This is a genomic window from Phocaeicola vulgatus ATCC 8482, from assembly GCF_000012825.1.
GTDB lineage: Bacteria > Bacteroidota > Bacteroidia > Bacteroidales > Bacteroidaceae > Phocaeicola > Phocaeicola vulgatus.
Genome location: NC_009614.1, coordinates 207,182 through 233,149, shown reverse-complemented (window position 1 = coordinate 233,149; position 25,968 = coordinate 207,182). Strand labels below are relative to the sequence as shown.

18 protein-coding genes and 2 tRNA genes are annotated in these 25,968 nt (G+C 40.1%); 14 read left to right on the top strand and 6 right to left on the bottom strand.

The annotated features are described in order from the left end of the window. The first annotated feature begins 10 nt into the window (after window positions 1-10). From BVU_RS00785 to BVU_RS00765, 5 genes are all read left to right on the top strand, one after another. The gene (locus BVU_RS00785) at window positions 11-1,399 is read left to right on the top strand and encodes an alpha-d-galacturonidase (RefSeq protein WP_011964638.1); all 1,389 of its coding nucleotides are present in this window, start codon (window positions 11-13) and stop codon (window positions 1,397-1,399) included. Next, the gene (locus tag BVU_RS00780; protein ID WP_011964637.1) at window positions 1,396-3,303 is read left to right on the top strand and encodes a rhamnogalacturonan lyase; all 1,908 of its coding nucleotides are present in this window, start codon (window positions 1,396-1,398) and stop codon (window positions 3,301-3,303) included. The genes BVU_RS00785 and BVU_RS00780 overlap by 4 nt, the downstream gene beginning before the upstream one ends. A 12-nt stretch (window positions 3,304-3,315) precedes the next feature. Then, window positions 3,316-4,731, top strand: a complete 1,416-nt coding sequence (locus tag BVU_RS00775) for a glycoside hydrolase family 88/105 protein (protein ID WP_011964636.1) — start codon at window positions 3,316-3,318, stop codon at window positions 4,729-4,731. Window positions 4,732-4,768: 37 nt separating this feature from the next. Continuing rightward, the gene (gene rhaM / locus BVU_RS00770; protein WP_005853508.1) at window positions 4,769-5,083 is read left to right on the top strand and encodes an L-rhamnose mutarotase; all 315 of its coding nucleotides are present in this window, start codon (window positions 4,769-4,771) and stop codon (window positions 5,081-5,083) included. An 80-nt stretch (window positions 5,084-5,163) separates the two neighbouring features. After that, entirely contained in the window at window positions 5,164-9,444 is a 4,281-nt protein-coding gene (locus BVU_RS00765; RefSeq protein WP_011964635.1) for a hybrid sensor histidine kinase/response regulator transcription factor, read from the top strand. An 81-nt stretch (window positions 9,445-9,525) separates the two neighbouring features. Here BVU_RS00765 and BVU_RS00760 read toward each other — a convergent pair whose 3' ends face one another. Next, complete coding sequence (locus BVU_RS00760) at window positions 9,526-9,744, bottom strand: hypothetical protein (RefSeq protein ID WP_032938433.1); 219 nt, start codon at window positions 9,742-9,744, stop codon at window positions 9,526-9,528. Window positions 9,745-9,898: 154 nt separating this feature from the next. Beyond that, window positions 9,899-10,252: a 50S ribosomal protein L19 gene (gene rplS / locus BVU_RS00755; RefSeq protein WP_005841919.1), complete on the bottom strand. Its 354-nt coding sequence runs from the start codon at window positions 10,250-10,252 to the stop codon at window positions 9,899-9,901. A gap of 197 nt (window positions 10,253-10,449) precedes the next feature. Here rplS and BVU_RS00750 point away from each other — a divergent pair, with 197 nt between their 5' ends. The 4 genes from BVU_RS00750 (at window position 10,450) to BVU_RS00735 (ending at window position 15,392) form a co-directional block, all read left to right on the top strand. After that, window positions 10,450-11,229 carry a 5'-nucleotidase C-terminal domain-containing protein gene (locus BVU_RS00750; protein ID WP_005853502.1) on the top strand — a complete coding sequence of 260 codons (780 nt, stop codon included), beginning with the start codon at window positions 10,450-10,452 and terminating at the stop codon, window positions 11,227-11,229. Between the two features lie 11 nt (window positions 11,230-11,240). Further along, on the top strand, window positions 11,241-12,083 hold the full coding sequence (locus BVU_RS00745) for a bifunctional metallophosphatase/5'-nucleotidase (RefSeq protein ID WP_005841915.1): 843 nt from the start codon (window positions 11,241-11,243) through the stop codon (window positions 12,081-12,083). Window positions 12,084-12,128: 45 nt separating this feature from the next. After that, a complete protein-coding gene (locus BVU_RS00740) occupies window positions 12,129-15,107 on the top strand; it encodes a glycoside hydrolase family 3 N-terminal domain-containing protein (protein ID WP_011964634.1) in 2,979 nt (992 codons plus the stop codon). Between the two features lie 117 nt (window positions 15,108-15,224). Next, window positions 15,225-15,392 carry a 4Fe-4S binding protein gene (locus tag BVU_RS00735; RefSeq protein ID WP_005841910.1) on the top strand — a complete coding sequence of 56 codons (168 nt, stop codon included), beginning with the start codon at window positions 15,225-15,227 and terminating at the stop codon, window positions 15,390-15,392. Between the two features lie 177 nt (window positions 15,393-15,569). Here the strand turns inward: BVU_RS00735 and BVU_RS00730 are convergent, their stop codons facing one another. From BVU_RS00730 to BVU_RS00715, 4 genes are all read right to left on the bottom strand, one after another. Then, a complete protein-coding gene (locus BVU_RS00730) occupies window positions 15,570-16,763 on the bottom strand; it encodes a pyridoxal phosphate-dependent aminotransferase (protein WP_005853495.1) in 1,194 nt (397 codons plus the stop codon). Window positions 16,764-16,888: 125 nt separating this feature from the next. Continuing rightward, complete coding sequence (locus BVU_RS00725; RefSeq protein WP_005841905.1) at window positions 16,889-18,103, bottom strand: bifunctional 3,4-dihydroxy-2-butanone-4-phosphate synthase/GTP cyclohydrolase II; 1,215 nt, start codon at window positions 18,101-18,103, stop codon at window positions 16,889-16,891. A 2-nt stretch (window positions 18,104-18,105) separates the two neighbouring features. Next, complete coding sequence (locus tag BVU_RS00720) at window positions 18,106-20,004, bottom strand: LptF/LptG family permease (protein WP_011964633.1); 1,899 nt, start codon at window positions 20,002-20,004, stop codon at window positions 18,106-18,108. Window positions 20,005-20,087: 83 nt separating this feature from the next. Beyond that, window positions 20,088-20,474, bottom strand: a complete 387-nt coding sequence (locus BVU_RS00715; protein WP_005841901.1) for an START-like domain-containing protein — start codon at window positions 20,472-20,474, stop codon at window positions 20,088-20,090. A gap of 203 nt (window positions 20,475-20,677) precedes the next feature. On the opposite strand from BVU_RS00715, the gene BVU_RS00710 reads away from it, so the two are divergent. From BVU_RS00710 to BVU_RS00690, 5 genes are all read left to right on the top strand, one after another. Next, window positions 20,678-20,751: transfer RNA gene (locus tag BVU_RS00710), tRNA-Met, on the top strand. A 62-nt stretch (window positions 20,752-20,813) separates the two neighbouring features. Then, window positions 20,814-20,887, top strand: a tRNA-Met gene (locus tag BVU_RS00705). A 173-nt stretch (window positions 20,888-21,060) separates the two neighbouring features. Continuing rightward, a complete protein-coding gene (locus tag BVU_RS00700) occupies window positions 21,061-23,865 on the top strand; it encodes a two-component regulator propeller domain-containing protein (protein WP_005843108.1) in 2,805 nt (934 codons plus the stop codon). Between the two features lie 235 nt (window positions 23,866-24,100). After that, the gene (locus tag BVU_RS00695) at window positions 24,101-25,327 is read left to right on the top strand and encodes a glycoside hydrolase family 88 protein (RefSeq protein WP_011964631.1); all 1,227 of its coding nucleotides are present in this window, start codon (window positions 24,101-24,103) and stop codon (window positions 25,325-25,327) included. A gap of 24 nt (window positions 25,328-25,351) precedes the next feature. Then, complete coding sequence (locus tag BVU_RS00690; RefSeq protein ID WP_005843106.1) at window positions 25,352-25,897, top strand: RNA polymerase sigma-70 factor; 546 nt, start codon at window positions 25,352-25,354, stop codon at window positions 25,895-25,897. Window positions 25,898-25,968: the final 71 nt, after the last annotated feature.

Here is a 25,968-nt window from a genome sequence, read left to right as displayed (position 1 = left end):
AACTGATAAAATGAAGAAGACTTTTTTAAAATCCTTGGCTGGTATTGCGGCCGTAGCTTTTGCCGTATCATGTACGGCACCGGCTCCAAAGTATAAAACGGTGGTTGTCGATGCTCCTTTTGCTATGGAACCCATCAAAGAATGTGTTTTTCCCGAACAAGATTTTTCCATTGTGGATTATGGTGCGGTGAAAGGTGGGGAAACAGTGAATACGGAGGCCATCGCCAAAGCCATCGCAGCTTGTAATAAGGCCGGAGGAGGCCGTGTGGTTATTCCTGAAGGGGAATGGCTGACAGGACCTGTTCATTTTAAAAGTAATGTAAATCTTCATTTGGAAGAAAATGCCATATTACGCTTTACAGATAATCCCTCTGATTATCTGCCTGCTGTGATGACTTCATGGGAAGGTATGGAATGTTATAACTATTCTCCGTTGCTGTATGCTATGGATTGTGAGAATATTGCTATTACCGGAAAAGGGACACTGGCTCCTATCATGGATACTTGGAAAATCTGGTTCAAACGTCCTAAACCTCACATGGATGCTTTGAAAGAGTTATATACGATGGCTTCTACCGATGTACCTGTAGAACAGCGTCAGATGGCAAAAGGAGAAAACCATCTTCGTCCTCATCTGATTCATTTCAACCGGTGTAAAAATGTGCTTCTGGATGAATTCAAGATTCGCCAGAGTCCTTTCTGGACGATACATCTTTATATGTGTGATGGTGGTATCGTACGTAATCTGGATGTAAAGGCTCATGGCCATAATAATGATGGAATTGACTTGGAAATGAGCCGTAACTTCCTGATAGAGAACTGTGTATTCGATCAGGGGGATGATGCTGTGGTTATAAAGGCAGGGCGTAACCAGGATGCATGGCGTCTGAATACTCCTTGTGAGAATATTGTGATACGCCATTGTAATATCTTGAAAGGACATACGTTACTGGGAATCGGTAGTGAAATGTCTGGTGGTGTACGGAATGTGTACATGCACAATTGTACGGCTCCCGATTCTGTATTCCGTCTTTTCTTTGCCAAAACCAATCATCGTCGTGGTGGATTTATTGAAAATATCTGGATGAAAAATGTGAAGGCGGGAAAGATGCAACGTGTACTCGAAGTGGATACGGATGTGCTTTACCAGTGGCGTGATTTGGTACCTACCTATCAGGATAGCATTACATTCATCAACGGACTTTATATGGATAGTGTGACTTGCGACCGTACCGAGGCTGTTTATGATTTGAAAGGCGATGCCCGCCTTCCTATCAAAAACGTGGAAATAAGGAATGTGACTGTGGGGGAAGTGACAAAGTTTGTGAAGAATGTGGTAAATGCGGAGAATGTGGTGGAGGAAAATATAATTTACAAGGAGAAACAAGATAAACAATGAAAACACAAAAAAAACTATGGAGTGCTTTAGCAGCTCTGTGTGTGGCAACCGGTACGGTTGCCCAACCGGCCTACAATTATTCCAAACTGCAAAAAGAGCAGTTGGGGCGTGGCGTTGTGGCCATTCGTGAAAATCCATCGGACGTAGTGGTGTCGTGGCGTTACCTGTCTTCCGATCCGATCAATACTTCTTTCAATGTATATAGAAATGGAGAGAAAATAGCGGAAGTTCCCCATTCTACAGGTACTTTTTACCGGGATACTTACTCAGGTAATGAAAAAGCGGTATATACTGTAAAACCGGTGATAAATGGGGTTGAAACAGGTAAGTTGAATGGAAATTATACTTTGCCGGCTAATGCTCCGTCAGGTTATATCGATATTCCTCTGGACAGACCGGCGGAAGGTGTGACTCCTTCGGGACAAAAATACACCTATAGTCCTAATGACGCATCTATAGGTGATGTGGACGGCGACGGTGAATATGAAATTATCTTGAAGTGGGACCCCTCCAATGCACATGATAATGCACATGATGGTTATACAGGAAATGTTTATTTTGACTGTTATCGCCTGACCGGAGAAAAACTATGGCGTATTGACTTGGGGCATAATGTCCGCGCCGGAGCACACTATACCCAGTTTATGGTGTTTGATTTGGATGGAGATGGTAAAGCAGAAGTAGTCATGAAGACTTCTGATGGAACAAAGGATGGAAAAGGAAAGATAATAGGTGATGCCAAGGCTGATTACCGTGAACCGGGTATCACAGACGGAAATTCCCACGGGAATACACCTCGTAACCAAGGACGTATCCTGACTGGTAACGAATACTTGACCGTATTCAACGGACTGACAGGAGAAGCGATGAAAACAATTGATTATGTTCCGGCTCGTGGTAAGCTGACCGACTGGGGAGACAATCGTGCCAACCGCAGTGACCGTTTCCTGGCTTGTGTGGCTTATCTGGATGGAGTACATCCCAGTGTGGTGATGTGCCGCGGATATTATACCCGCACTGTGCTGGCGGCATTCGATTGGGATGGCAAGAACTTGAAACAGCACTGGGTGTTCGACAGCAATAATCCGGGGTGTGAAGACTATGCCGGGCAGGGTAACCATAATCTTCGTGTAGGCGATGTGGACGGTGACGGATGTGATGAAATAATGTATGGTTCTTGTGCCATTGATCATGATGGAAAAGGATTGTATTCTACCCGTATGGGGCATGGAGACGCTATGCATCTGACACAATTTGCTCCCGGATTAAAAGGCTTGCAGGTTTGGGATTGTCATGAAAATAAGAAAGATGGTTCCACTTTCCGTAATGCGGCTACGGGTGAAGTGCTGTTTCAGGTGAAAAGTAGTATAGATGTAGGCCGGTGTATGGCTGCTGATGTTGATCCGCGCAATCCGGGAGTGGAGATGTGGTCATCCGATTCAAAAGGAGTACGTAATATAAAAGGTGAAGTGATTCGTCCTGACCTCAAGAGCTTTTCAGTCAATATGGCTGTATGGTGGGATGGAGATTTGCTTCGTGAGTTGCTGGATAAAAACAGGATAACCAAGTATGATTGGGAAGACGATGTATGTCGTCCGTTAATGATATTTGATGGAACGGATTCAAATAATGGTACGAAGTCCCATCCTTGTTTGCAGGGAGATATAATAGGTGATTGGCGTGAGGAGGTGCTGCTCCGTACGGAAGATAATTCGGCACTTCGTCTGTATGTGTCGCGGATACCGACTGAATACCGTTTTCATACTTTCTTGGAAGATCCGGTGTATCGTATCAGTATCGCTACTCAAAATGTGGCATACAACCAGCCTACCCAGCCTGGTTTTTATTTCGGACCGGATTTGAAAGAGGGGATATTTAGAGGTTATGAATTTAAAAATGAATAAAGACTATATACCATGAATCTGAAAACATTAAGCATGATGGGCGCTCTGTTGCTGCTGGCTGGAACGGGTGCGAATGCGCAAAAGAAGAAAGAAGTACTGAATGATTCGAATACGCCGTTACATTTGTTGCAACCTGCATACAAAGTGCCTTACGGTATGCTCACTACAGAGGAGATAAAGGCCGATATGGATCGTGTCCTTCGTTATTTGGAAAAGAATACTCCGACTCGTGTCGTTGATAAGAATACAGGTAAGGTTATTACGGATTATGCCAATATGACGGCTGATGCACAGCTGGAACGAGGTGCTTTCCGTCTGGCAAGTTATGAATGGGGGGTGACTTATTCAGCTATGTTGGCTGCTGCTGAGGCTACGGGGGATCAGGCTTATTATAAATATGTAACAGATCGTTTTCAGTTTCTGGCCGAGGTTGCTCCGCACTTCCGTAAGGTATTGGAAAAGTATGGAACTGTAGATCCGCAGATGAAACAAATTCTGACTCCTCATGCATTGGATGATGCCGGGGCGGTGTGTGCGGCTATGGTCAAGGTGCAGATGAAGGAAAATTCACCGGAACTTAAGCCGTTGATTGATAATTATATGGATTTTATTGTGAATAAGGAGTATCGTCTTGCTGATGGAACATTTGCCCGTACCCGTCCACAACATAATACGCTGTGGTTGGACGATATGTTTATGGGTATTCCGCCGGTAGCTTGGTATTCATGTATTGCCGGTGATAAAAAGCAAATGTATTTGAGCGAAGCTGTACGTCAGATATTTCAATTTGCGGACCGTATGTGGGTACCCGGGAAAAACCTTTTCCGTCATGGATGGGTGGAAGGTATGCAGGATCATCCTGCTTTCCATTGGGGACGTGCCAATGGTTGGGCGTTGTTGACTATGTGTGAGGTCTTGGATGTGTTGCCGGAGGATTATCCTCAGCGCGATAAAATACTGGAGCTGTTCCGTGCTCATGTACGTGGTCTTGCTGCCTGCCAGAGTGGTGAAGGTTTCTGGCATCAGTTGCTGGATCGTAACGATTCTTATCTGGAAACCTCGGCCACGGCTATTTATGTATATTGCTTTGCCCATGCTATCAATAAAGGATGGATTGACGCTATGGCATACGGTCCGGTGGCACAGTTGGGATGGCATGCCGTTACCACCCAAATCAATGTGGAAGGTCAGGTGGACGGAACTTGTGTAGGTACAGGTATGGCTTTTGATCCGGCTTTTTATTATTATCGTCCGGTCAATGTGTATGCTGCCCACGGCTATGGACCGGTACTTTGGGCGGGTGCTGAGATGATTAATTTGTTGAACAAGCAGCATCCTAAAATGAATGATAGTGCCGTGCAATATTACCGTACGGAACAAAAGACTTCCGAACCAATTTTCCATGTAATGGATGGAGAAACTAAATAAGTAAAAACAAGGACTTTATAAAAAGGAGGAAAATACCATGAAACGTGAAGCTTTTAAAATGTTCTTGAAGCCGGGCTTCGAGAAAGAGTATGAGAAGAGACATGCAGCCATTTGGCCGGAATTAAAAAAAATGTTGTCCGATGGAGGAGTATATGATTACTCCATTTATTGGGACAAGGATACAAATATTCTGTTTGCTTGTCAGAAAACTAAAGGAGAGGAGTCTTCGCAAGATATGGGAGCCAATCCTATCGTGCAGAAATGGTGGGACTATATGGCGGATATCATGGAAGTGAATCCGGATAACTCTCCGGTTACTATTCCGCTGCCCGAGGTCTTCCATATGGATTAAAATAAAAAAGAGTGTATCGATTCATTCTGATACACTCTTTTTTTATACCTTTGCAAGACAAAAACACTGTGATAAATGATATGAAAAAACACATCTATGCTCTATGGGCATTCTTTATTCTTTTCAGTCAAAGTATTGCCGCATCAGTCGAGGTGCGTTCTACTCATATGACTACGGGAGATGGGGTTGCCAATAACTCAATTCGGTATATATATCAGGATAGCAAAGGTTTTATTTGGATGGGAACGCTGAATGGACTTAGTCGTTATGACGGGAATTCGTTTGTGACTTATCGTCCTGAGGGTGGAAATAAAATTTCGTTGATAGACCATCGGATTCGCGATTTGGAAGAAGATAAAAATGGTTTCTTATGGATTGCGACTTCTGCCGAGTTGTTTAGTTGTTATGATCTGAAGAAAGATTGCTTTGTTGATTTTACCGGTTGTGGGGAATATGAACAACTGTATAGCTACAAGATGACTGACCGTGAAGGTAATGTCTGGTTGTGGCAGGATGGAAACGGGTGTCGTAAAGTGACTTATATGAATGGTGAATTTACATCTGTGGTTTTCAAGAAAGAAAATAATAATCTCCCTTCTAATAATGTTACTTATATATCTGAGGATGAGCAAGGAAGAGTATGGATTGGTAGCCATGACGGTATAGCTCAAGTGGTAGGGGACAAGGCAGTATTGGTGGAAGAAAATCATGATGCCTCCAAGATGATGTCTTTTGGTAAAGATGTTTTTTTTCTTTCGGGAACAGGAACAATTTCGTTGAAGAGAGAAGGAGAGGATAGCCGTATTGTTACCCGTTTAGGTGAAGGTAGTAAAGTATATAGTACCATGCGCTTGCAAAACGATTGGATCGTTTTTACGGAAGATGGCAGTTATGTCTTTAATTTGAGAACTCATCAGGTGAGCCGGGATACGGAACTGAATATAGCAAGAGGACAAGTTCAGATTGACAACCGGGGGAATTTCTGGATTTATAATCATACAGGTAAGGTATGGTATGTCAACGCCAAGACCAGATTTGTCAAGTCTTTCCAACTGATTCCGGCTGATAAAGTAAATTATATAGATGAAGAACGTTACCACATCGTTCATGATTCTCGTGATATTGTTTGGATTTCCACTTATGGTAACGGTTTGTTTGCTTATGATTTGGCAACTGATGAATTGCAGCATTTCGAATCCAATATTAATGGATTCAGTCATATCACTTCAAATTTCTTGCAATATATTATGGAGGATCGAGCCGGTGGTATTTGGGTCAGTTCGGAATATACGGGTATTTCTCGTCTTTCGGTCTTGAATGAAGGAGCTGAGCGTGTTTTTCCTGAAGATGAAACTTTATCAGACCGTTCAAATACCGTGCGTATGATCAACCGTATGCCTGATGATAAGATTTGGCTGGGGACCCGTCGTGGAGGATTGTATATTTATGACCCTCATTTGAAAACGATAGAGAGCAGTCGTTATTTTGATTCTAACATTTATGCTGTTGAGGAAGGGGCTGATGGTAGTATTTGGTTGGGTAGCCGTGGAAACGGATTGAGTATTGACGGGAAATGGTACACTTATCACTCGGATGATCCTCTGTCTATTGGGAATAATAATATTTTTACTCTTTACCGGGACCGGAAGAATAGAATGTGGATAGGTACTTTTGGCGGTGGATTGAATTTGGCGGTGAAGGAAAAGGATAAGTATGTATTCAAGCGGTTTTTGAACAATTTTTATAGCCAGCGCCAGATTCGTGTGATACAGGAAGACAATAATGGATGGATATGGGTGGGCACCAGTGCCGGAGTTTACATATTTAATCCTGATTCGTTAATGAATGACCCGGATAACTATATTACTTATAATAACGGTAAGTTACGTAGTAATGAAATAAAATGTATCCATCAAGATAGTAAAGGCCGGATATGGGTAGGTACTTCAGGAAAAGGCTTCAGTATGTGTATGCCAGAAGGTGATTACAGAAACTTGACTTTTGAGCATTATGATGGAAGTGACGGGTTGGTAAACAGTATGGTGCAATCTATTGTTGAAGACAGGGAGGGTAAGCTTTGGGTTGCAACGGAATATGGTATTTCTCGTTTTGATCCGGATACACATGCCTTTGAAAATTTCTTTTTCTCGGCATATGCGTTGGGGAATGTCTATAGTGAGAACAGTGGTTGTGTGAGTAAGGATGGCAAACTGATGTTTGGTTCTAATTATGGATTGGTTGTTATCACTCCCGGCAAAATTGTGAATAATTCCACTGTAACTCCTATGGCAGCTTTTACCAATCTTCGAATTAATGGTATTGCCATGCGCCCGGGCGATGTGGATTCTCCGTTAGACCGTTCGTTGATTTATACAGATGAAATCGAGTTGAAATATTTTCAAAATTCTTTTGTCATAGATTTCTCTACATTTGATTATTCCGGAACGAATAGTACTAAATATACGTATCGGTTGGATAATTATGATAAAGAGTGGAGTATACCGTCTTCGTTGAATTTTGCAGCTTATAAGAACCTGGCACCCGGTACTTATAAATTGCGGGTGAAAGCTTGCAATGGGGTCGGTGTGTGGGGAGATAAAGAAACGGTTTTGAAGATTATTGTTGTTCCTCCTTTTTGGAAAACTACTTGGGCTTTCTTTATTTATGCTATTTTGATAGGGGTGGCGCTATATATCACTTTCAGACTGATGCGTGACTTTAATACTTTGCGTAATCGTATACAGGTGGAGAAACAGCTGACAGAGTATAAATTAGTTTTTTTCACGAATATCTCTCATGAGTTCCGTACTCCCTTGACTTTGATACAAGGAGCATTGGAAAAGATGCAGCGTGGTGGTAAAATCCCTAAAGAAATGGCTTATTCATTGAAGGTCATGGATAAAAGCACCCAGCGTATGTTGCGTCTTATCAATCAGTTGCTGGAATTCCGTAAGATGCAGAATAATAAACTGGCCCTTTCTTTGGAGGAAACGGATGTCATGGCTTTCTTGTATGAAATCTTCTTGAGTTTCAATGATGCTGCTGAGTCTAAGAATATGGATTTCAAGTTCTTGCCATCTGTAGCTTCTTATAAGATGTTTATCGATAAGGGTTATTTGGACAAAGTGACTTATAATTTGTTGTCTAATGCTTTCAAATATACACCCAGCGGTGGAAAAGTGACTTTTTCTGTGACGGTGGATGAAGCAAAGAAACAGTTGGTCATATCGGTAGCCGATTCCGGTGTAGGCATTCCTAAAGAGAAACGTAATGAGTTATTTAAGCGTTTTATGCAAAGTAGCTTTTCGGGTAGTAGTGTCGGAGTTGGCCTGCATTTGACACATGAACTGGTGTGTGTACATAAAGGTACGATAGTATATACTGAAAATGAAGGTGGTGGGTCTATATTTACGGTCAGTTTGCCTACTGATATTTCTGTTTATGAGGAAAAAGATTTTCTGATTCCCCATAATGTGTTGTTGGAAGAGGAGGAAGTACATCATGCAGCTGTTCTTGCAGAAGAAATATCGGCGCAAGAAGGGGGCGTGGAACTTCCATCTGCACCACTTAATAAGCGTAAAGTACTTATTATAGAAGATGATAACGATGTACGTGAGTTTTTGAAAGAAGAAGTGGGACAATATTTTGAAGTTGTGGCCGAGGCGGATGGTCCGTCTGGATTGGAACGTGCACGTACGTATGATGCTGATTTGATAATCTGTGATGTGCTGATGCCGGGGATGACAGGATTTGAGGTAACCCGAAAATTGAAGAATGATTTTGATACAAGTCATATACCTATTATTTTATTGACAGCTATGAGTTCTGCCGAAAGTCATTTGGAAGGCGTGGAAAGTGGTGCGGATGCATATATTACTAAGCCTTTTAGCCCGAAACTACTGTTGGCACGCGCTTTCAAACTAATAGAGCAACGTGAGAAATTACGTGAGAAATTTTCGAATGATCCGAATATGGTACGACCGGCTATTTGTACCTCTGATAAGGATAAAGAATTTGCTGACAGATTACAGATGGTTATGGATCAACAGATTGGTAATGCTCAGTTTACGATTGATGAGTTTGCTTCGATGATGGGATTGGGACGAACCGTTTTTTATCGTAAGGTACGTGGGGTGACGGGATATTCACCCAATGAATATATCCGGATTATTCGTATGAAGAAAGCGGCGGAACTGTTGTTGGAAAATCGTTATACGGTAGCCGAAGTTTCTTATAAAGTAGGTATTAATGATCCGTTCTATTTTAGTAAATGTTTTAAGCAACAATTCGGTGTGGCACCTTCTGTTTATTTACGTGGAAAGGAAGAGTCCGGGATACAGGAAACAGAAAATAAGGAATGATGAAAACAAGATTTTAAATAAGAAGGTCAATCGAGAATGATATAGAATCGGTTGACCTTTTTGTTTTAATGGACTATATATTTAGTATGGTTTGAGACTGATTTTTGTCAGTACTTTGCGACTTACAATATAGAGTATCCATGTACAAGCAGAAGCGGTGAGTAATGCTGCTATTTGTTGAGTGGTATCAGATATATCTAGAGGCAGAGACGCTCCGAGCCACCAACCTGCCAAGGCTGCGGTAACAGTAAGTAAGGCCATAATGATGCTTACTCCTAAAATGAACATTATTCTTTTCATAAATGGTTTAAGTTTGATTCAATATTAAATATAAATGCTATTTCAAGTCTGTTTGTTCATGATTATATAAAAAATCGTGGTAAAGGGGATGTAAATTAAAAAAGGAGTATTCTCGGGAAGAGAATACTCCTTTTTTATGTAGGAATGATAAATCTTACTGATTAACTCTTTTTTCCTGAATTCTAGCTTTCTTGCCAGTAAGAGCACGTAAATAGTACAATTTAGCACGACGAACTTTACCAACTTTATTAACAGTGATACTGTCGATAGCCGGAGATTCGATAGGGAAAATACGTTCAACACCTACAGTTCCAGACATTTTACGAACGGTGAAACGTTTTTTGTCACCATGTCCAGCGATTTTGATAACAACACCACGGTACAACTGTACACGTTCCTTGCTACCTTCAACGATACGGTATGCCACTGTAATAGTATCACCAGCTTTGAATGAAGGATGCTGTTTGCCAGTAGCAAATGCTTCTTCAGCAATTTTAATTAAATCCATTTTTTTTGATTTTAAATTGTTTATCGTTACCAACGCAACATATCAAGTAACTCTTCTTTGACAGCGATTGCGCGAAAGCGGTGCAAAATTACTAGATTTTTGTCATACAGCCAAATTAAATTCAACTATTTTTCATCTGATATCGTTGGTTGCAACTTCTTTTTTAACTACATTTGGGCAATAAACAACTAATAAACATGAAACCAAACCGAATTATGTGTATCATTCCGGCAGGAATAGTAGCCGGGATTTTTATGTTTTCAAGCTGTCATTCAGGCTATTCTCTGGCGTCAGTTGAGGGAAGCAGGATAGAAGTGACAGCAGCTTTGGATGCTAATCCGGATTCCGCTGCAATCGCTGTTTTGGCTCCGTATCAAAAAACGGTTGATAGTATTATGTCACCGGTCATAGGACAAAGCGCTCGTTTTATGGATCGCTTTCGTCCTGAAAGTGAGTTATCCAACTTGGTAGCGGATATTTTACGTTATTCTGCTTCTGCATATATAGGCCGTATGGCCGACGTGGGGGTGACGAATATGGGGGGACTACGTACGGCTTTGCCCGAGGGGGATATAACTTACGGTAATATTTATGAAATAACTCCCTTTGAAAATACATTGTGCATTGTTACTATGAATGGGGTTTTGCTGCGTGAACTTTTTGAAAATATAGCAGCTGTGCATGGTGAGGGATTAAGTGGCGCTTGTCTTGAAATTTCTGGAGATGGAAAATTATTGGATGCTACAGTGGCCGGAAAAGAAATTGAAGACTCTAAAGAGTATAAAGTAGCCACCTTGGATTATTTGGCTGAGGGAAATGACCATATGACTGCTTTTGCCAAAGTGGGCGATGCGGATAAATTGCTGCCTGAAAAGGCCACAGTGCGTCAGTTGTTTCTGAACTATGTGAATGAGCAGACTAAAGCAGGGAAGAAAATAGACTCAAAGATAGAAGGAAGAATTACCGTTAAAGAATAAACTGAACCGTCATGAAACGAATATATGTATTATTTACTGCTTTGTGTGTATGTTGTGCGCTGGCAGCACAGGATATCAAAGAACTTTTGATACTTCATACTAATGATACCCACAGCCGTGTGGAACCTATCCCCATTACTGATCCGAATCCGGAGTTTGCAGGAAAAGCGGGTTTTGTACGTCGTGTTACCTTAATAAAAGAAATACGGAAACAGGATAAGGATTTGTTATTGTTTGATTGTGGTGACTTTTCACAAGGCTCTCCTTTTTATAATATGTTTGGTGGTGAAGTTGAAGTGAAGCTGATGAATGAAATGGGATATGATGCCGGGATTATTGGAAATCATGAGTTTGATTTGGGCTTGGATAATATGGCACGTCTTTTTAAAATGGCGGATTTTCCTGTTGTTTGTGCTAATTATGGTGTACAGGGAACTGTTTTGGAGGGGCTTGTCAAACCGTATGTTATTTTGGAACGTAAGGGGATAAAGGTAGGTGTGTTCGGACTGAGTCCTGCATTGGAGGGGCTAGTACAGGCAAAAAACTGTGAAGGAGTGGTTTTTGAAAATCCAATAGAGGCTGCTCAGCGTGTGGCGGATATATTGAAGAATCGGGAAAAATGTGATTTAGTGGTTTGTTTGTCTCATTTAGGGTGGCAAGGAAAACCTTATTCTGATGAAACTTTGATTCTTAATACTCGTAATATTGATATTGTCTTGGGAGGTCATTCGCATTCTTATTTTGATAAGACTTTGTTTTATAAGAATTTGGATGGCAAGGAGATTCCATTGCAACAAATGGGAAAAAATGCTGTTTATGTGGGAAAAATGAAAGTAAGGATGGAAAAGAACTGATAGTTGCTGTTGTATAAGGAAATCTGATATAATTGAAGAAATTAGATGAAGAGAAACGTATTGTTATTTATAAGTTTATGTGTCGTCGGATGTGTGATGACGTATGCACAGCAGATGCCTGGGCTGTTACAAAAGGGGAAGGCGGATACTCAGGATTGTAAGGCATGGGTGGATGAACAGCTTTCTGAAATGAGTTTGAAGGAAAAGATAGGACAACTGTTTATACACACAGTGGCTCCTCTTCAGACACAGCGAAATAAAAACAATATATATGCAGCTATAAAAGAATATAAAGTAGGAGGATTACTTTTTTCGGGCGGTCAGTTGTCTGATCAGGTTTTATTGACTAATTATGCGCAGAGTCTGGCGGAAGTGCCTTTGCTCATAACTTTTGATGGTGAATGGGGGCTGGCTATGCGCTTGAAGGGAACCCCTCGTTTTCCAAGAAACAGAGTCTTGGGATGTATACAGGATAATGAACTGCTTTATGAATATGGTAAGGAAGTAGCCCGGCAATGTAAGGAGATAGGTGTGCAGATCAATTTTGCTCCGGTGGCCGATGTAGATGTTAATCCTCGGAATCCGGTTATTAATACCCGTTCTTTTGGTGGTGATCCTCGGAATGTGGCTCAAAAAGTGGTAGCTTATGCTCGTGGTTTGGAGGATGGAGGGGTATTGTCTGTCTGTAAACATTTTCCGGGACATGGAGATACGGAAGTGGATTCTCATAAGGCGTTACCGGTTTTGAATTTTGATCGTGCGCGTTTGGACAGCATTGAGCTTTTTCCGTTTAAAGAGGCTGTTAAAGCAGGATTGGGAGGTATGATGGTAGGACATTTGGAGGTACCTGAATTGGGTAAAAATCCGGCTTCGATTTCTTCACATATTATTTATAATCTGCTTTGTCGGGAATTGGGCTTTCAAGGCTTGGTTTTTACAGATGCTTTGGAGATGAAAGGTATTTCGCAAAATGAGAATATATGCGCTCAAGCCTTGATAGCAGGTAATGATTTATTATTGGCTCCTCGTAATTTGAAGAGAGAATTGGATGGTGTTTTAAATGCTGTAAAAAGTGGAAAACTATCAGAAGAACTGATTACGGAAAAATGTCGTAAGGTATTGACTTATAAATATGTTTTAGGGTTGAAGAATAAACCTCACATCCAACTTTCTGGGCTGGAGAAACGATTGAACCGTCCGGAAACGAAGGAGTTGATTCTCCGCTTGCAGAAAGCTGCTATAACGGTTCCTGCCAATGTAAATGGAATCTTGCCCTTGGATTCAAAATTGAGGGGAACGGTGGTTCTGAATATTGGGAAAACTCCCGGTGCTGGGCTTGCTTTTTATAATCGTTTGCAAAATACACTTTCTCTCACACGTGTTGTTGCTCGTCCGGATTCGATGGAAGCTATCAGAAAACGATTGTTGGGTAGTCAGCGTGTAATTGTGGTGGTTACTTCGGATGATTACAAAAAGTATAAAACAATGCTTGATTCGCTTCCGGCTGATTTGCCTGTTATTTATGTGTTTCTGATGCCATTAAAGTCTATGTTGGATATGGAGGGCTATTGGAAGAAAGCAGCGGCTGTAGTATTGGGGCATACTGATGAATCTGTTATTCAGGAGTATGTGGCTGATGTCTTGGTAGGAAAGGCAGTGGCAGACGGGCGTTTGTCGGTGGCTGTCGCCGATTTGTTCAAACCGGGTGATGGAGTGACTATAACTCCTAAAGTGTCTCGTATTTATAGACCTGAGGATTATGGTATGGATTCCAAAATACTGGAAAAGATAGACAGGATAGCCATGGAAGGAATCAAGGCGAAGGCTTATCCTGGTTGTCAGATTCTAATTTTAAAAGATGGGAAACCAGTATATGATAAGTCTTTCGGCACTTTCACTTATGAAAGTGACCGAAAGGTGGAAAAGGATGATTTGTATGATTTGGCTTCGTTAACCAAGACCACGGCGACGCTGTTGGCTGTTATGAAACTTTACGATGAAGGAAAATTTGGTTTGACCGATCGCATATCTCAATACATTCCAGCTTTAAAAGGTACGGACAAGGAACGCGTCACTATTGAGGAGTTACTTTTACATCAGTCGGGCATTCCTGCTTTTTGGCCTTTTTATAAGGAGACTATAGATAAAGACAGTTATAAGGGGAGTTTTTACAGAGCAAGACCGGACGCTAGTCATCATACGCAAATAGATACACGGCTGTATGTCATTGATAAGTTTGATTATAGAAAAGAGTTGATGGCAAAAACTTTCTCTGCTGATTATCCTTTACAGGTAGCTGACAGTATGTTTCTTCATCGTTCTTTTCGTGATTCCATTATGGTACAAATAGGACGTATTCCATTAAAAGACAGGAGATATCGTTACAGTTGCCTGAACTTTATGTTATTGAAAGAAATGGTAGAGAATATCAGTAAAATGCCTATGAATCTTTTTTTAGATAAGGAATTCTATAAACCGATGGAGATGAACTGTACGGCTTATTTGCCGCTTCGGCAGTTCAAAAAGGAGGAAATTGTTCCTACAGTGAAAGCGGATTATTTGCGTAAAGGAAAAGTGTTGCAGGGTTATGTACACGATGAATCAGCTGCTTTCATGGGAGGGGTATCAGGAAATGCCGGTTTATTTTCCACGGCTCGTGATGTGGCAAAAGTGTATCAGTTATTGATTGATGGAGGGGTTTATAATGGAAAGCGTTATCTGAGTAGGGAAACTTGTGATTTATTTTTAACCCATACCTCAAAAATCAGTAGGAGAGGATTGGGATTTGACAAACCGGATGTGAATAATAGTGTGAAAAGTCCGTGTGCGGAGGAAGCGCCCGAAGAGGTGATAGGACATACTGGTTTTACCGGAACTTGCGCTTGGGCAGATCCGAAAAATCATTTGGTTTTTGTTTTTCTGAGTAATCGGATTTATCCGCGTCCTTTTGACCATAAACAGTTGATGCGGTTAAATATCCGTCCTCGTATGCAACAGGTTATGTATCAGGCTTTGATGAAATGATCATATTTAGATTAAATACAAATTAGTGCATTTTTGTAATCTCTATGTGACAACTAATAGAGAAAAGCTGTATATTTGCTCCATCAATTAGTACTAATAATTTAATAATTAACGAAAATGGCTTACGTAATTAGTGACGATTGTATCGCTTGCGGTACTTGTATCGATGAATGCCCGGTAGAAGCAATTTCTGAAGGCGATAAGTATTCTATCAATCCGGATCTGTGTACAGAGTGCGGAACTTGTGCTGATGCTTGTCCTTCTGAAGCTATTCACCTTGGCTAAGCAGTACAATTTTGTTCTTTAAAGTTAATAACGATCGTTTCCGTTGATGGAAACGGTCGTTTTTTTGTTTATCTAAATTTTGTTTTGATTGGAAGCTCGTATGTCTGCTTTATGAATAAAAAAACAGGCATCACAGAAAAAAACGGATGCCTGTTCTTTTTATAGAGAAAGAATATTTTATTTTAATAGGGCTAATGCTTCTTTGATGCGGCGCATAGCTTCTATAATATTCTCATCGGAAGTTGCATAACTCATACGGATGCATTCGGGGGAACCGAATGAAGTACCACCTACACATGCCACATGACCTACTTCAAGCAGATACATTGCTAAATCGTCAGCGTTATTGATGTTGCGGTCACCTGCTGATTTGCCAAAAAAGGAATCACATTTCGGGAATAAATAGAATGCTCCTTGAGGATTGTTTACTTCAAATCCTGGAATTTCTTTTGCTAATTTTACAATAAGGTCACGGCGGCGCTGGAATGCTTGGCGCATTTCCTCTACGGGAGCCTGAGTACCTGTATAGGCAGCTTCGGCAGCTTTCTGAGAAACAGAGCACGGACCTGAGGTATATTGTCCTTGCAGCTTATTTACAGCTTTTACAATCCATTCCGGACCGGCAATGAACCCGATTCTCCATCCTGTCATAGCATATGCTTTTGAAACTCCGTTTACAATAATTACATTGTCATGAATCTCAGGGAATTGGGCAATGCTTTCATGTTTGCCACTGTATGTGATATGTTCGTAAATCTCATCGGCTATAACATATACTTGCGGGTGCTTTGCCAAAACAGCGGCCAAGCCGGCCAACTCTTCTTTGGTATAAACGGAACCGGTGGGATTTGACGGTGAGCAAAGAATCAATGCTTTGGTTTTAGGAGTAATCGCTGCTTCTAGTTGTGCAGGGGTGATTTTGAAATCCTGATCAATACCCGCAGTGATAATAACAGGAGTTCCGTCTGCTAGTTTTACCATTTCAGGATAGCTTACCCAATAGGGAGCAGGGACTATTACTTCGTCACCGTCGTTAACTAGAGCCATAATCGTATTACAAACAGATTGCTTGGCACCGTTTGCACAGGAGATTTGTGCAGCTGTATAGTCTAATCCGTTTTCATTCTTCAGTTTGGCTACGATTGCATTGCGAAGTGCAGGATATCCCGGAACTGGAGAATATCTGGAAAAGTTATCATCTACTGCCTTTTTTGCTGCTTCTTTGATGTGGTCCGGGGTATTGAAGTCCGGTTCACCTACGCTTAAATTAATGACATCAACTCCTTGGGCTTTTAACTCATTACTTTTTTGGGACATGGCCAATGTTGCTGAAGGAGACAAACGATTCAGACGATCTGATAATTGATTCATTGCTATTATTTTTTAATGTGTTTAAGTTTACTTGCTGCAAAATAAAGGATAATATCTTAATTATGAAAGTAAAACAGACGAAATCGCATAAAAAATGATGTGATTTCGTCTGAGTTATAGCTTTTTTATTTGTTAAAGTGCAATGTGTGTCCCATTCTGTCTTTTTTGGTTTTTAAATAACGCTCGTTATATTTGTTAGGCGTGATTTCAATGGGAACGTTTTCAACTATGGACAAACCGTATGATTCCAATCCTACACGTTTGACAGGATTATTTGTCAGCAAACGCATTTGGGTGACGCCTATACTGCGTAGTATCTGTGCTCCGACTCCGTAATCACGTTCATCTGCCTGATGCCCTAAAAGGATATTTGCTTCTACAGTATCCACACCATTTTCTTGCAATTTGTAGGCTTTCATCTTTTCCATTAGTCCTATGCCTCTTCCTTCTTGGTTTAAGTAAACAACAGCACCTTTTCCTTCTTTTTCGATCATTTGCAATGCTTTGTGCAGTTGTTCTCCACAGTCACAACGCATGGATCCGAAAATATCACCGGTGGCGCAAGAAGAATGTACGCGTACCAAAACGGGTTCTCCTTCTTTTATGTCACCTTTTATAATAGCGATATGTTCTAAACCATTGCTTTTCTGGCGGAAAGGTATCAGACGGAAATGGCCGTATTCAGTCGGCATGTCCACTTCCACCCCTTTTTCTACTAATGACTCTTGCTTCAGACGATAGGCGATCAAGTCACGGATTGAAATTAGTTTCAGCCCCCATTCATCGGCCATTTTTCTTAGTTCGGGCAGACGTGCCATGGTTCCGTCCTCACTCATGATTTCCATCAGTGCGGCGGCAGGGTATAGTCCTGCCAGACGCGCCATGTCGATACAGGCTTCTGTATGGCCTGCACGTCTCAGCACCCCTTTGTCTTGTGCATATAATGGATTGACATGCCCCGGACGTCCGAATGTTTCGGGAGTGGAGGTGGGATCGGCAAGAGCACGGATGGTAGCGGCCCGGTCGTGGATAGAAACTCCGGTACTGCAACCTTCCAGCTTATCTACAGTTACAGTGAAAGGAGTACCTAGAACTGACGTGTTTGTATCTACTTGATGAGGTAATTCCAATTCTTTGCAACGAGAAATGGTAATAGGTGCACAAAGCACGCCACGTGCATGTTTCAACATGAAATTGACTTGTTCGGGAGTAATTTTTTCCGCAGCAACAATTAAATCGCCTTCATTTTCACGATCTTCGTCGTCCACTACAATGACAAACTTACCTTCACGGAAGTCAGCTATCGCTTCTTCGATGGTATTTAGTTTTAATTCTTCCATAGTCAAATTATAAATGATTTATTGTTTATTCTTTCTTGAATTTCACGGTTGGTCTTGATTATGTTTTTTAAATCTTTATCCAGCCGGATACTGAACCGCCAAATGCGGAAATAGAAGAACAGGCCTATTGGTACAATGATTCCTGCAAGTAAATTAAGCCATTGGTTGTCAAACGGACTTTTGTGAGCTTTGGTGGACAAAATGGGATATTTATTTAAGTATTCCAGTAATACTCCATCTTTGCTGTTGGATAATTCTTCTATGAGTAGTTCCATTTTGGCACTGATATCGGCTATGACGTCGTCATGTCCTTTATTGGCGAAGATGCGGATATAATTAGGTGCATCGGCCAGTCTATGCTTGATGGCATATTCGTTACAGATGTTGCATAGTTTCTCCAATTCCGTTTGTATACGTGGATAGTCCGGATCTTCTATAATAACTTCTTTTTTGAATACATGGCGCGAGGGGCGCAGACCTAGCAGCATACGGAAGAAATTGATATACACTTCGGCATTGAATACCACAGAGTCATTATTTGACTTATAAGTAAAGAAGGCTCCGATAGGTGCCAATACAATGGTACTCATCCACACGCCCAATACCATATTCATTTCACCGCTTTTTGCTACTCGGGTAGCTCCGGAATCAATGATATAATAAATTACGAAAATTAAGACGGATACCACTACGGGCATTCCTAAACCTCCTTTGCGGATGATGGCTCCCAAAGGCGCACCGATGAAAAAGAAAATCAAACAACTGAGAGAGAGGGTGATTTTTTTGTGCCAGTCGGCTTCGTGTTTCCGGATATTGTTGTCCGCATCTGTAGTTTGATAGCTTTTCATGCTCCATTCGCTGGCCAGTGCCTCGGTACGATCCGCCGCACTACCCAGTGTCTTATCTTTTTCAGCTAAAGTATAGGAATTGAACAGGCTGTCCACATTGATTTTGTTGTTTGTTTCAACTATTTTTGCGGAGTCTGTTTTCGATAATACGATATTGCGATAAGTCGAGGCTTTTATTTCATTATACATACTTCTTCCCAAGCTGTCGGCACGGTGGTTCAGTGAGTCGATGGACTGGCTGATTTCAATCATGTTTTTGCTGTCCGAACGGTCACTTAAAAAGCTTCCATCTACCATGTTGAATCCACCGTCAAATTCGATAATGGTATGTTTCTCTCTGAAGGTTTCACGTCGATAGGGGACATTATTGGATGAAATGGTCTGCGATTTCAGATTTTCGAACTGTTCTCCGTTATACAGATGTAGATAAAGATGTTGTTTGTCTGCTGTCATCTCCATTTTTCCTTCGGAAGCCCATATAATGTGAGCGTTTTCAAACCCATCTGAAAAGTTGTAGATCAGTACATCTTTTAGCATTCCTGTTTCACGGTCTTTCTGTTTTACATATATATTATACCCCTCAATTTCGTCGTAAAATACACCTTCCGGAATATCCAGTTCTGGTGAAGTTTGCTTCATGGATACAAGTAAAGTAAGCAGTTTGATCTGCGCTTTGGGAGCTATGACATTTTGAAAATAAAACGAGGTACAACACAGGAAAGTACAAAAAATAATCAGTGGACGTATGATCCTCAATAAGGGAATACCCGCTGCTTTCATTGACAGCAATTCATATCTTTCACCAAAGTTACCGAATGTCATTAAGGCAGCTAATAAAATTGCCAAAGGTAGGGACAAAGGTATTAAGGTCAGAGCAGAATAAAAGAAGAATTGTGCTAAAACACTCATTTCCAATCCTTTTCCAACCAACTCGTCTACATATCTCCATAAAAATTGCATCATGAAGATGAAGAGACAGATGAAAAAAGTACCTATAAAGAGCATCAAAAAGCTCTTTAGGATAAATATATCTAATTTTTTTATGCGTAGCATTATTTCATTTTGTGCAACTATCAAGGCACAAAAATAGCATAAAAAACGGAGAGCAAAGACAAGTTTTGCATATTTTTATAGAATTACAGTCCACTTACCCTTTTTAGCTTCTCTATTTCGGAATCCCAAAGTTCTTTCGTATCTTCTACTTCATCGGGGGCTGCCCAGTCAATCACTTCCAGCATATAGTCAGAGGTTAGTTCGTTATAGACCATTTTCAATTCAAAATAGGCTTTAGGATCTTCATCATCCAGCCATCGAAAGCGTATAAAACTGTTAACCCGGAAGTTTGTAACTTCAGCTTGCCGTGTTTCTGTTTTTCCCCAATAAAAGGTGAATACTTTGTCTTTGAATATCACCTTGTCTGCAAACCATGTTTCCAGGCCGGATGGAGTACTGATAATAGACCATACGATGTTACCGGATCCGGCTTTCAACATGTACTCCAAGCGAATTTTTTCTTTTCTCATAGGTTAGCTTTTTAAAGTTTCGGTGGCAAATTAAGCCAAATTTTCTTATTTGCCATAATAAATGCTATGTTTTTTGAAATATTTATTAGCCATATACTAAGCTGTTTTTCTCTTAAAAAACGAATTTTACAAGAAAAAGTTCTCTGAAATGTTGCAAAATTCAAAATAACTTTCTATCTTTGCACCCGCAATTGAGAAATGATGGCGGGATAGCTCAGCTGGTTAGAGCGCATGATTCATAATCATGAGGTCCCCAGTTCAATCCTGGGTCCCGCTACAATGAACAATTTTAGACTGTTGAGAGGCTTCCACTCTTGGCGGTCTTTTTAAAAAAACGATGGCGGGATAGCTCAGCTGGTTAGAGCGCATGATTCATAATCATGAGGTCCCCGGTTCAATCCCGGGTCCCGCTACACAAAACAAGGTATTTATGAATTTGTTTCATGGATATCTTGTTTCTCTTTTATTTATATTGGACTTATTTTTCTTTTCATATAGAATCACATTTGAATAATTTTATGTAGATTTGTAGATACAAATCAATCAAAGTTGTAGTTTTTGCTGAATTATGAAAAACGCATCCTATATGGAAGGGAATTTGTGGTTATATAGATTATATTTTAGGGTGGTAATTTTATTATGGCTACCTGTATCCTTATCGGCCGTTGACCTTCCGAATTTAACTTTTCGTACTATTACTATTTCAGACGGCCTGTCTAACAATATTATTAATACTATTTATAAAGATAAAAGAGGCTTTATTTGGTTGGGTACCCAGACCGGATTAGATCGTTTTGACGGTATCAATGTGAAAAGTTTTCTTCAGTTTTCAGGACGTACCATTTTTTCCATAGCCGAAACAGATTCTGTTTATTTGTGGGTGGGTACAGATAAAGGATTATGGAAACTCGATAGGAAAACAGACCAAGTGGAATCGGTCACTTTAGATACAAAATCGTTGGAAGTTAGATCAGTCTTTGTAAGCCAGACAGGTCGATTGCTGGTTGGAACCACTCATGGACTTTTTATCTATCAAGAGAGTGCTTTCAGGAAGGTGCTTTTCGGGTCAAATGCTTTGTCTTCTATCAATTTTATCACTGGCATTGTTGAAGGATATAAAGATACTTTTTGGCTGACTTCACAAGGTGGTTTGATTGAATATAATATTGAAACCGGTCAATCGAAAGTCTATACATATCAGGATGATGAGAAATTTGTTAGTTATTTTTCCTGTCTGGCTCTTTTAAAAGAAAAGCTATATTTAGGAACGGCCGGCAGTGGTATGCTTGTTTTTGATATCGGTAAGGCGGCTTTTTCTATTTGTCCTGAAGTGGAAAATGGATATATAAAAAGTATCATTACTGTTAATGATGAGATATGGGTGGGAACAAATGGAAGCGGTATTAGAATAATCAGTGCGTCTACAGGAAAAGAGTTATCGGCTATAGAGCATACTTCGAATGCGGATGCTATTTGTTCTAATGCAGTTTATTCTTTATTGAAAGAGGATGATATGCTTTGGGTAGGTACTTACATGGGCGGATTAAGTTATACTCCAGCTCATGGAAGTTTCTTTTCTGTTTATTCTTATCCAGAGCTTTTTAATTCTTATAATATGAATGTACGTGCTTTTTGGGTGGATGCAGATGGGAAAAAAGTAATAGGCACTCGTGACGGACTTTATTATATTTCTGAAACGGAACAAAGGATAAGGCATTATACACATCGGAATTCCATTTTGCGTTCGGATATAATTTTGTCTGTAAAACCTTTCAATCGGGATTTTTTAATTGGAACGTATGGAGGGGGCTTGTACTTGCTTCACAGGAATACGGGTGAACTTTCCTTTTTTCAATCAGATCAATGTTTTATGCAAGGGTCATTTAATGGATATGAAAGGGATGGAAACAATAAATTATGGATCGGCAGTTCCAAAGGTGTGTATGTATATGATCATTTGACAGGGGAATATGAGGTTTATAACAGTCGTAATTCTTCTTTGTCAGTTAATTCTGTTTTTTCATTGAAGGCAGATTCGAAGGGCAGGATGTGGCTGGGCACAGGAGGGGCCGTTTTTATGTATGATAGGGCTGCTGGGGTATTTAAATCGGATGTTTTTCCGGAGCATGTTTTACCATATACTAAAAGTGTACGATTCATTTATGAGGATAAAAAGAAGAATTTGTGGTTTTGTGATGATAAGGAGGGGGTGGTTAAGGTAGATGAGTCTTTTACGACATTTGAACACATCACGATCGATGATTTCTTACCGAATAATTCTGTGATGAGCATAGTGGAAGATCCTAAGAACGGCGGATTATGGTTTGCTACTCAGAGGGGGTTACTATATATAAAGGAAGAGGAAAATTATCATAAGATTTTTTCGTTATACGATGGCATTCCCGGATATATTTTTAATTCTCCGGTACAGATAACGGATGATAATACAATTTGGTGGGGAAATGAATGCGGATTGGTCTGTTATGATGCGGCAAAGAGCTGGAGTGAGATAGGAACAAAAGAGGTCCAGCCTCCCGTGATTACTTCCATTTCAGTCGCAGGCAGACCTTTGTGCCCGGGAGAGACATTAATGCCCGTTTCTGCTCCATTTATAGATGAGGTGTTTCTGTCTGTAAATGATAATAATATTTCATTCACTTTCTCAGCCTTGAATTATGCAGTGGAGAATACGGATTTATACGAGTATTGTTTGGAAGAATATGATAAGGAATGGAAAACTTTGATGAAAGGAAATCAGGTTTCTTATACAGAACTTCCTGTTGGCGATTATATGTTTAGGGTCAGGGCGGCTTCCAATCCTGCAGCAATAAAAGCGGTAAGGGTGGTTGTTGCCGGAAATACGCCTTTTATAAGATGGATTGTGGTGTTAAGTGTAGTCGTTTGTTGTATTCTTATTTATTTTTACTCCGGGTTATTGGGGAAGTATCGCACAATGAAGGAATATATAAATAAAAAGACGGAATCATCCGAAGAAAATCGGAAAGAAAAATATCAAAAATCAAGGATGGAAGAGAAAACGGCCATGCTCATTATTGGGAAACTGAATGAGTGTATGGAGAAAGATCGGTTATATTTGAATCCTGATTTAAAGTTGCAGGATGTGGCAAAAGTGGTGAAATGTAATACTGGAGAGTTGTCCCAAGTGTTGAATATGTTTATGAATATTGGTTTCACGGATTATGTTAATAAATATAGGATAGACGAATTCATAAAAAGAATACAGGATAAGTCTGCTTCCAGATATACCTTGGTTTCTTTGTCGGAACAATGTGGTTTCAGTTCTCGTACTTCTTTTTTCCGTTCGTTTAAGAAGTTTAAGGGAATGTCACCTGCCGAATATATAAAGGAACATGGGATATTTATTGAGTAGCGTTTGGAATAGAGGCGTTACTCTAGTGATTGGATAGAAGAAGAGAGTTCCATATTTTTTTGGAACTCTCTTCTTCTATTATGCAATTTGTTGATTCATAGTGTTGTATGATCTTTTTTGTCTCATTTAGTAGGTTGGGATTAATCCTGCTTTACAGAATGGTTGAAAAGACATTTCAGTTTCTAATTTTGCTGATAGAAAAATATTTTTATCCATTAAAGAAACTGATATGATTATGAAAAGCAGAACTTTTTTTATTCTTGTTTTTATCTTTTTAGTTAGCCTAGGATGTTTTTCGTGTAAAACGACTGCTACTGATGATTTTTCTATTGATTCGGAAATTGCGTATTGCCGGTCTCAGGCTATGCGGACGCTGGTTTCTATTCCTTCGTTAGATAAAATTCCTAATTCCATGGATTTAGATAGTATTAAATGGCGTTATACACAGGTAGGCTCTTGGACTTGTGGATTTTGGCCCGGTATCCTTTGGTATTTATATGAGGATACTAAGGATAATATGTGGAGGGAAGCAGCAGGGAAAGTAACCGATATGATTGCTCCCTTGGCTTACAGGAAAGCAAAGAGTCATGATTCCGGTTTTATTATGATGTGTAGTTTGGGCAACGGTTATCGTTTGACAGGAAAACCGGAATATAAGGAAGGATTGCTGCATGCCGCAGATTCTTTGGCTATGCTTTATAATCCTGTTGTGGGTACTATTTTATCTTGGCCTGGAATGGTGAAAAAAGAAAACTGGCCGCACAATACTATTATTGACAATATGATGAATTTGGAACTTTTGTTTTGGGCTGCGCGGAATGGAGGGGGGCAGTATTTATATGATATTGCCTGTAAACATGCGGAAACGACTATGAAACATCAATTCCGCAAAGATTATTCATGTTATCATGTAGCGGTGTATGATACGCTGGATGGTCATTTTATAAAAGGAGTTACCCATCAAGGATTGAGTGATGATTCTATGTGGGCCCGTGGACAGGCATGGGCTATTTATGGATATACCATGGTATATCGTGAAACACATGATGTACGTTTTTTGGATTTTGCCCGGAAGGTATCGGATGTCTATTTGTCCCGTATTCCCGAAGACATGATTCCTTATTGGGATTTTAATGCTCCGGAATTATCCTCAGGTGAACCGAAAGATGCATCGGCTGCTGCCATAACGGCCTCTGCCTTATTGGAACTTTCCACCTATATAAATAATAGTGATTCTGCATCTTTCTATCGGAATAAGGCTGTGGAAATGCTTCAGATACTATCTTCTCCGGCATATCAGGCTCGCAATAAAAAAGATGCTTTTTTATTGCATTCGGTTGGGCACATGAACAAGGGATGGGAAGTTGATGCTTCTATTAGTTATGCAGATTACTATTATTTGGAAGCATTGGTACGATTGAAACGTTTGAAAGAGAAACAATCTGTTTTGGCTAATTTATAAAATCATTGTTAATCCGTTCATATTATGAATACACAATCTATTGATATTAGTCTTTATCAAAAAGGGGATATAGCCTTGGAAGATATTTATAAGAAATTTAAGAATTGTTTTATGCGGTATGCGGGCAAGGTGTTATCTAGTGAATTTTATGCTGAAGATGTAGTGCAGGATGTATTTATAGGGTTATTTCAGCAGACAAATTATTTTGTATCTGAGGCTGCAGCCTTAAAATATATTTATGCAGCAATATATAATCGTTGTATTGATTTGGTACGCCATAGGCAGATAGCGCAAAGATACGAGGAAATCTATAGTAACGAAAAAAATAGAGTGGTACATATAAATGGATATAACGATTTGTTGGCAAAAGAGTTTTTTGTGATTGTGGAGAAAAGGATTAATTCCCTTCCTCCTAAATGTAAACAGATATTTATCATGAAATTCCAAAAAGAGTTTTCTAATCCGGAGATAAGCAGAAACTTAGGCCTATCATTGAGAACAATAGAGAATCAGCTATATATAGCTAGGGGAGTTCTTCGTAAACAGACGGATAGATATTTATGTTCTTGAATATGTGAGTGATAGAAAATATTTTTTCTGTCTTTTGAGTGTATTTTATTTTAGATTCGTTTAATAAGTAA

Excerpts from the sequence above, each read along its gene's own strand:
- BVU_RS00785 (WP_011964638.1), top strand. The coding sequence starts at position 11 with ATGAAGAAGACTTTTTTAAAATCCTTGGCTGGTATTGCGGCCGTAGCT.
- BVU_RS00780 (WP_011964637.1), top strand. The coding sequence starts at position 1,396 with ATGAAAACACAAAAAAAACTATGGAGTGCTTTAGCAGCTCTGTGTGTG.
- BVU_RS00775 (WP_011964636.1), top strand. The coding sequence starts at position 3,316 with ATGAATCTGAAAACATTAAGCATGATGGGCGCTCTGTTGCTGCTGGCT.
- rhaM (WP_005853508.1), top strand. The coding sequence starts at position 4,769 with ATGAAACGTGAAGCTTTTAAAATGTTCTTGAAGCCGGGCTTCGAGAAA.
- BVU_RS00765 (WP_011964635.1), top strand. The coding sequence starts at position 5,164 with ATGAAAAAACACATCTATGCTCTATGGGCATTCTTTATTCTTTTCAGT.
- BVU_RS00760 (WP_032938433.1), bottom strand. The coding sequence starts at position 9,744 with ATGAAAAGAATAATGTTCATTTTAGGAGTAAGCATCATTATGGCCTTA.
- rplS (WP_005841919.1), bottom strand. The coding sequence starts at position 10,252 with ATGGATTTAATTAAAATTGCTGAAGAAGCATTTGCTACTGGCAAACAG.
- BVU_RS00750 (WP_005853502.1), top strand. The coding sequence starts at position 10,450 with ATGAAACCAAACCGAATTATGTGTATCATTCCGGCAGGAATAGTAGCC.
- BVU_RS00745 (WP_005841915.1), top strand. The coding sequence starts at position 11,241 with ATGAAACGAATATATGTATTATTTACTGCTTTGTGTGTATGTTGTGCG.
- BVU_RS00740 (WP_011964634.1), top strand. The coding sequence starts at position 12,129 with ATGAAGAGAAACGTATTGTTATTTATAAGTTTATGTGTCGTCGGATGT.
- BVU_RS00735 (WP_005841910.1), top strand. The coding sequence starts at position 15,225 with ATGGCTTACGTAATTAGTGACGATTGTATCGCTTGCGGTACTTGTATC.
- BVU_RS00730 (WP_005853495.1), bottom strand. The coding sequence starts at position 16,763 with ATGAATCAATTATCAGATCGTCTGAATCGTTTGTCTCCTTCAGCAACA.
- BVU_RS00725 (WP_005841905.1), bottom strand. The coding sequence starts at position 18,103 with ATGGAAGAATTAAAACTAAATACCATCGAAGAAGCGATAGCTGACTTC.
- BVU_RS00720 (WP_011964633.1), bottom strand. The coding sequence starts at position 20,004 with ATGCTACGCATAAAAAAATTAGATATATTTATCCTAAAGAGCTTTTTG.
- BVU_RS00715 (WP_005841901.1), bottom strand. The coding sequence starts at position 20,474 with ATGAGAAAAGAAAAAATTCGCTTGGAGTACATGTTGAAAGCCGGATCC.
- BVU_RS00700 (WP_005843108.1), top strand. The coding sequence starts at position 21,061 with ATGGAAGGGAATTTGTGGTTATATAGATTATATTTTAGGGTGGTAATT.
- BVU_RS00695 (WP_011964631.1), top strand. The coding sequence starts at position 24,101 with ATGAAAAGCAGAACTTTTTTTATTCTTGTTTTTATCTTTTTAGTTAGC.
- BVU_RS00690 (WP_005843106.1), top strand. The coding sequence starts at position 25,352 with ATGAATACACAATCTATTGATATTAGTCTTTATCAAAAAGGGGATATA.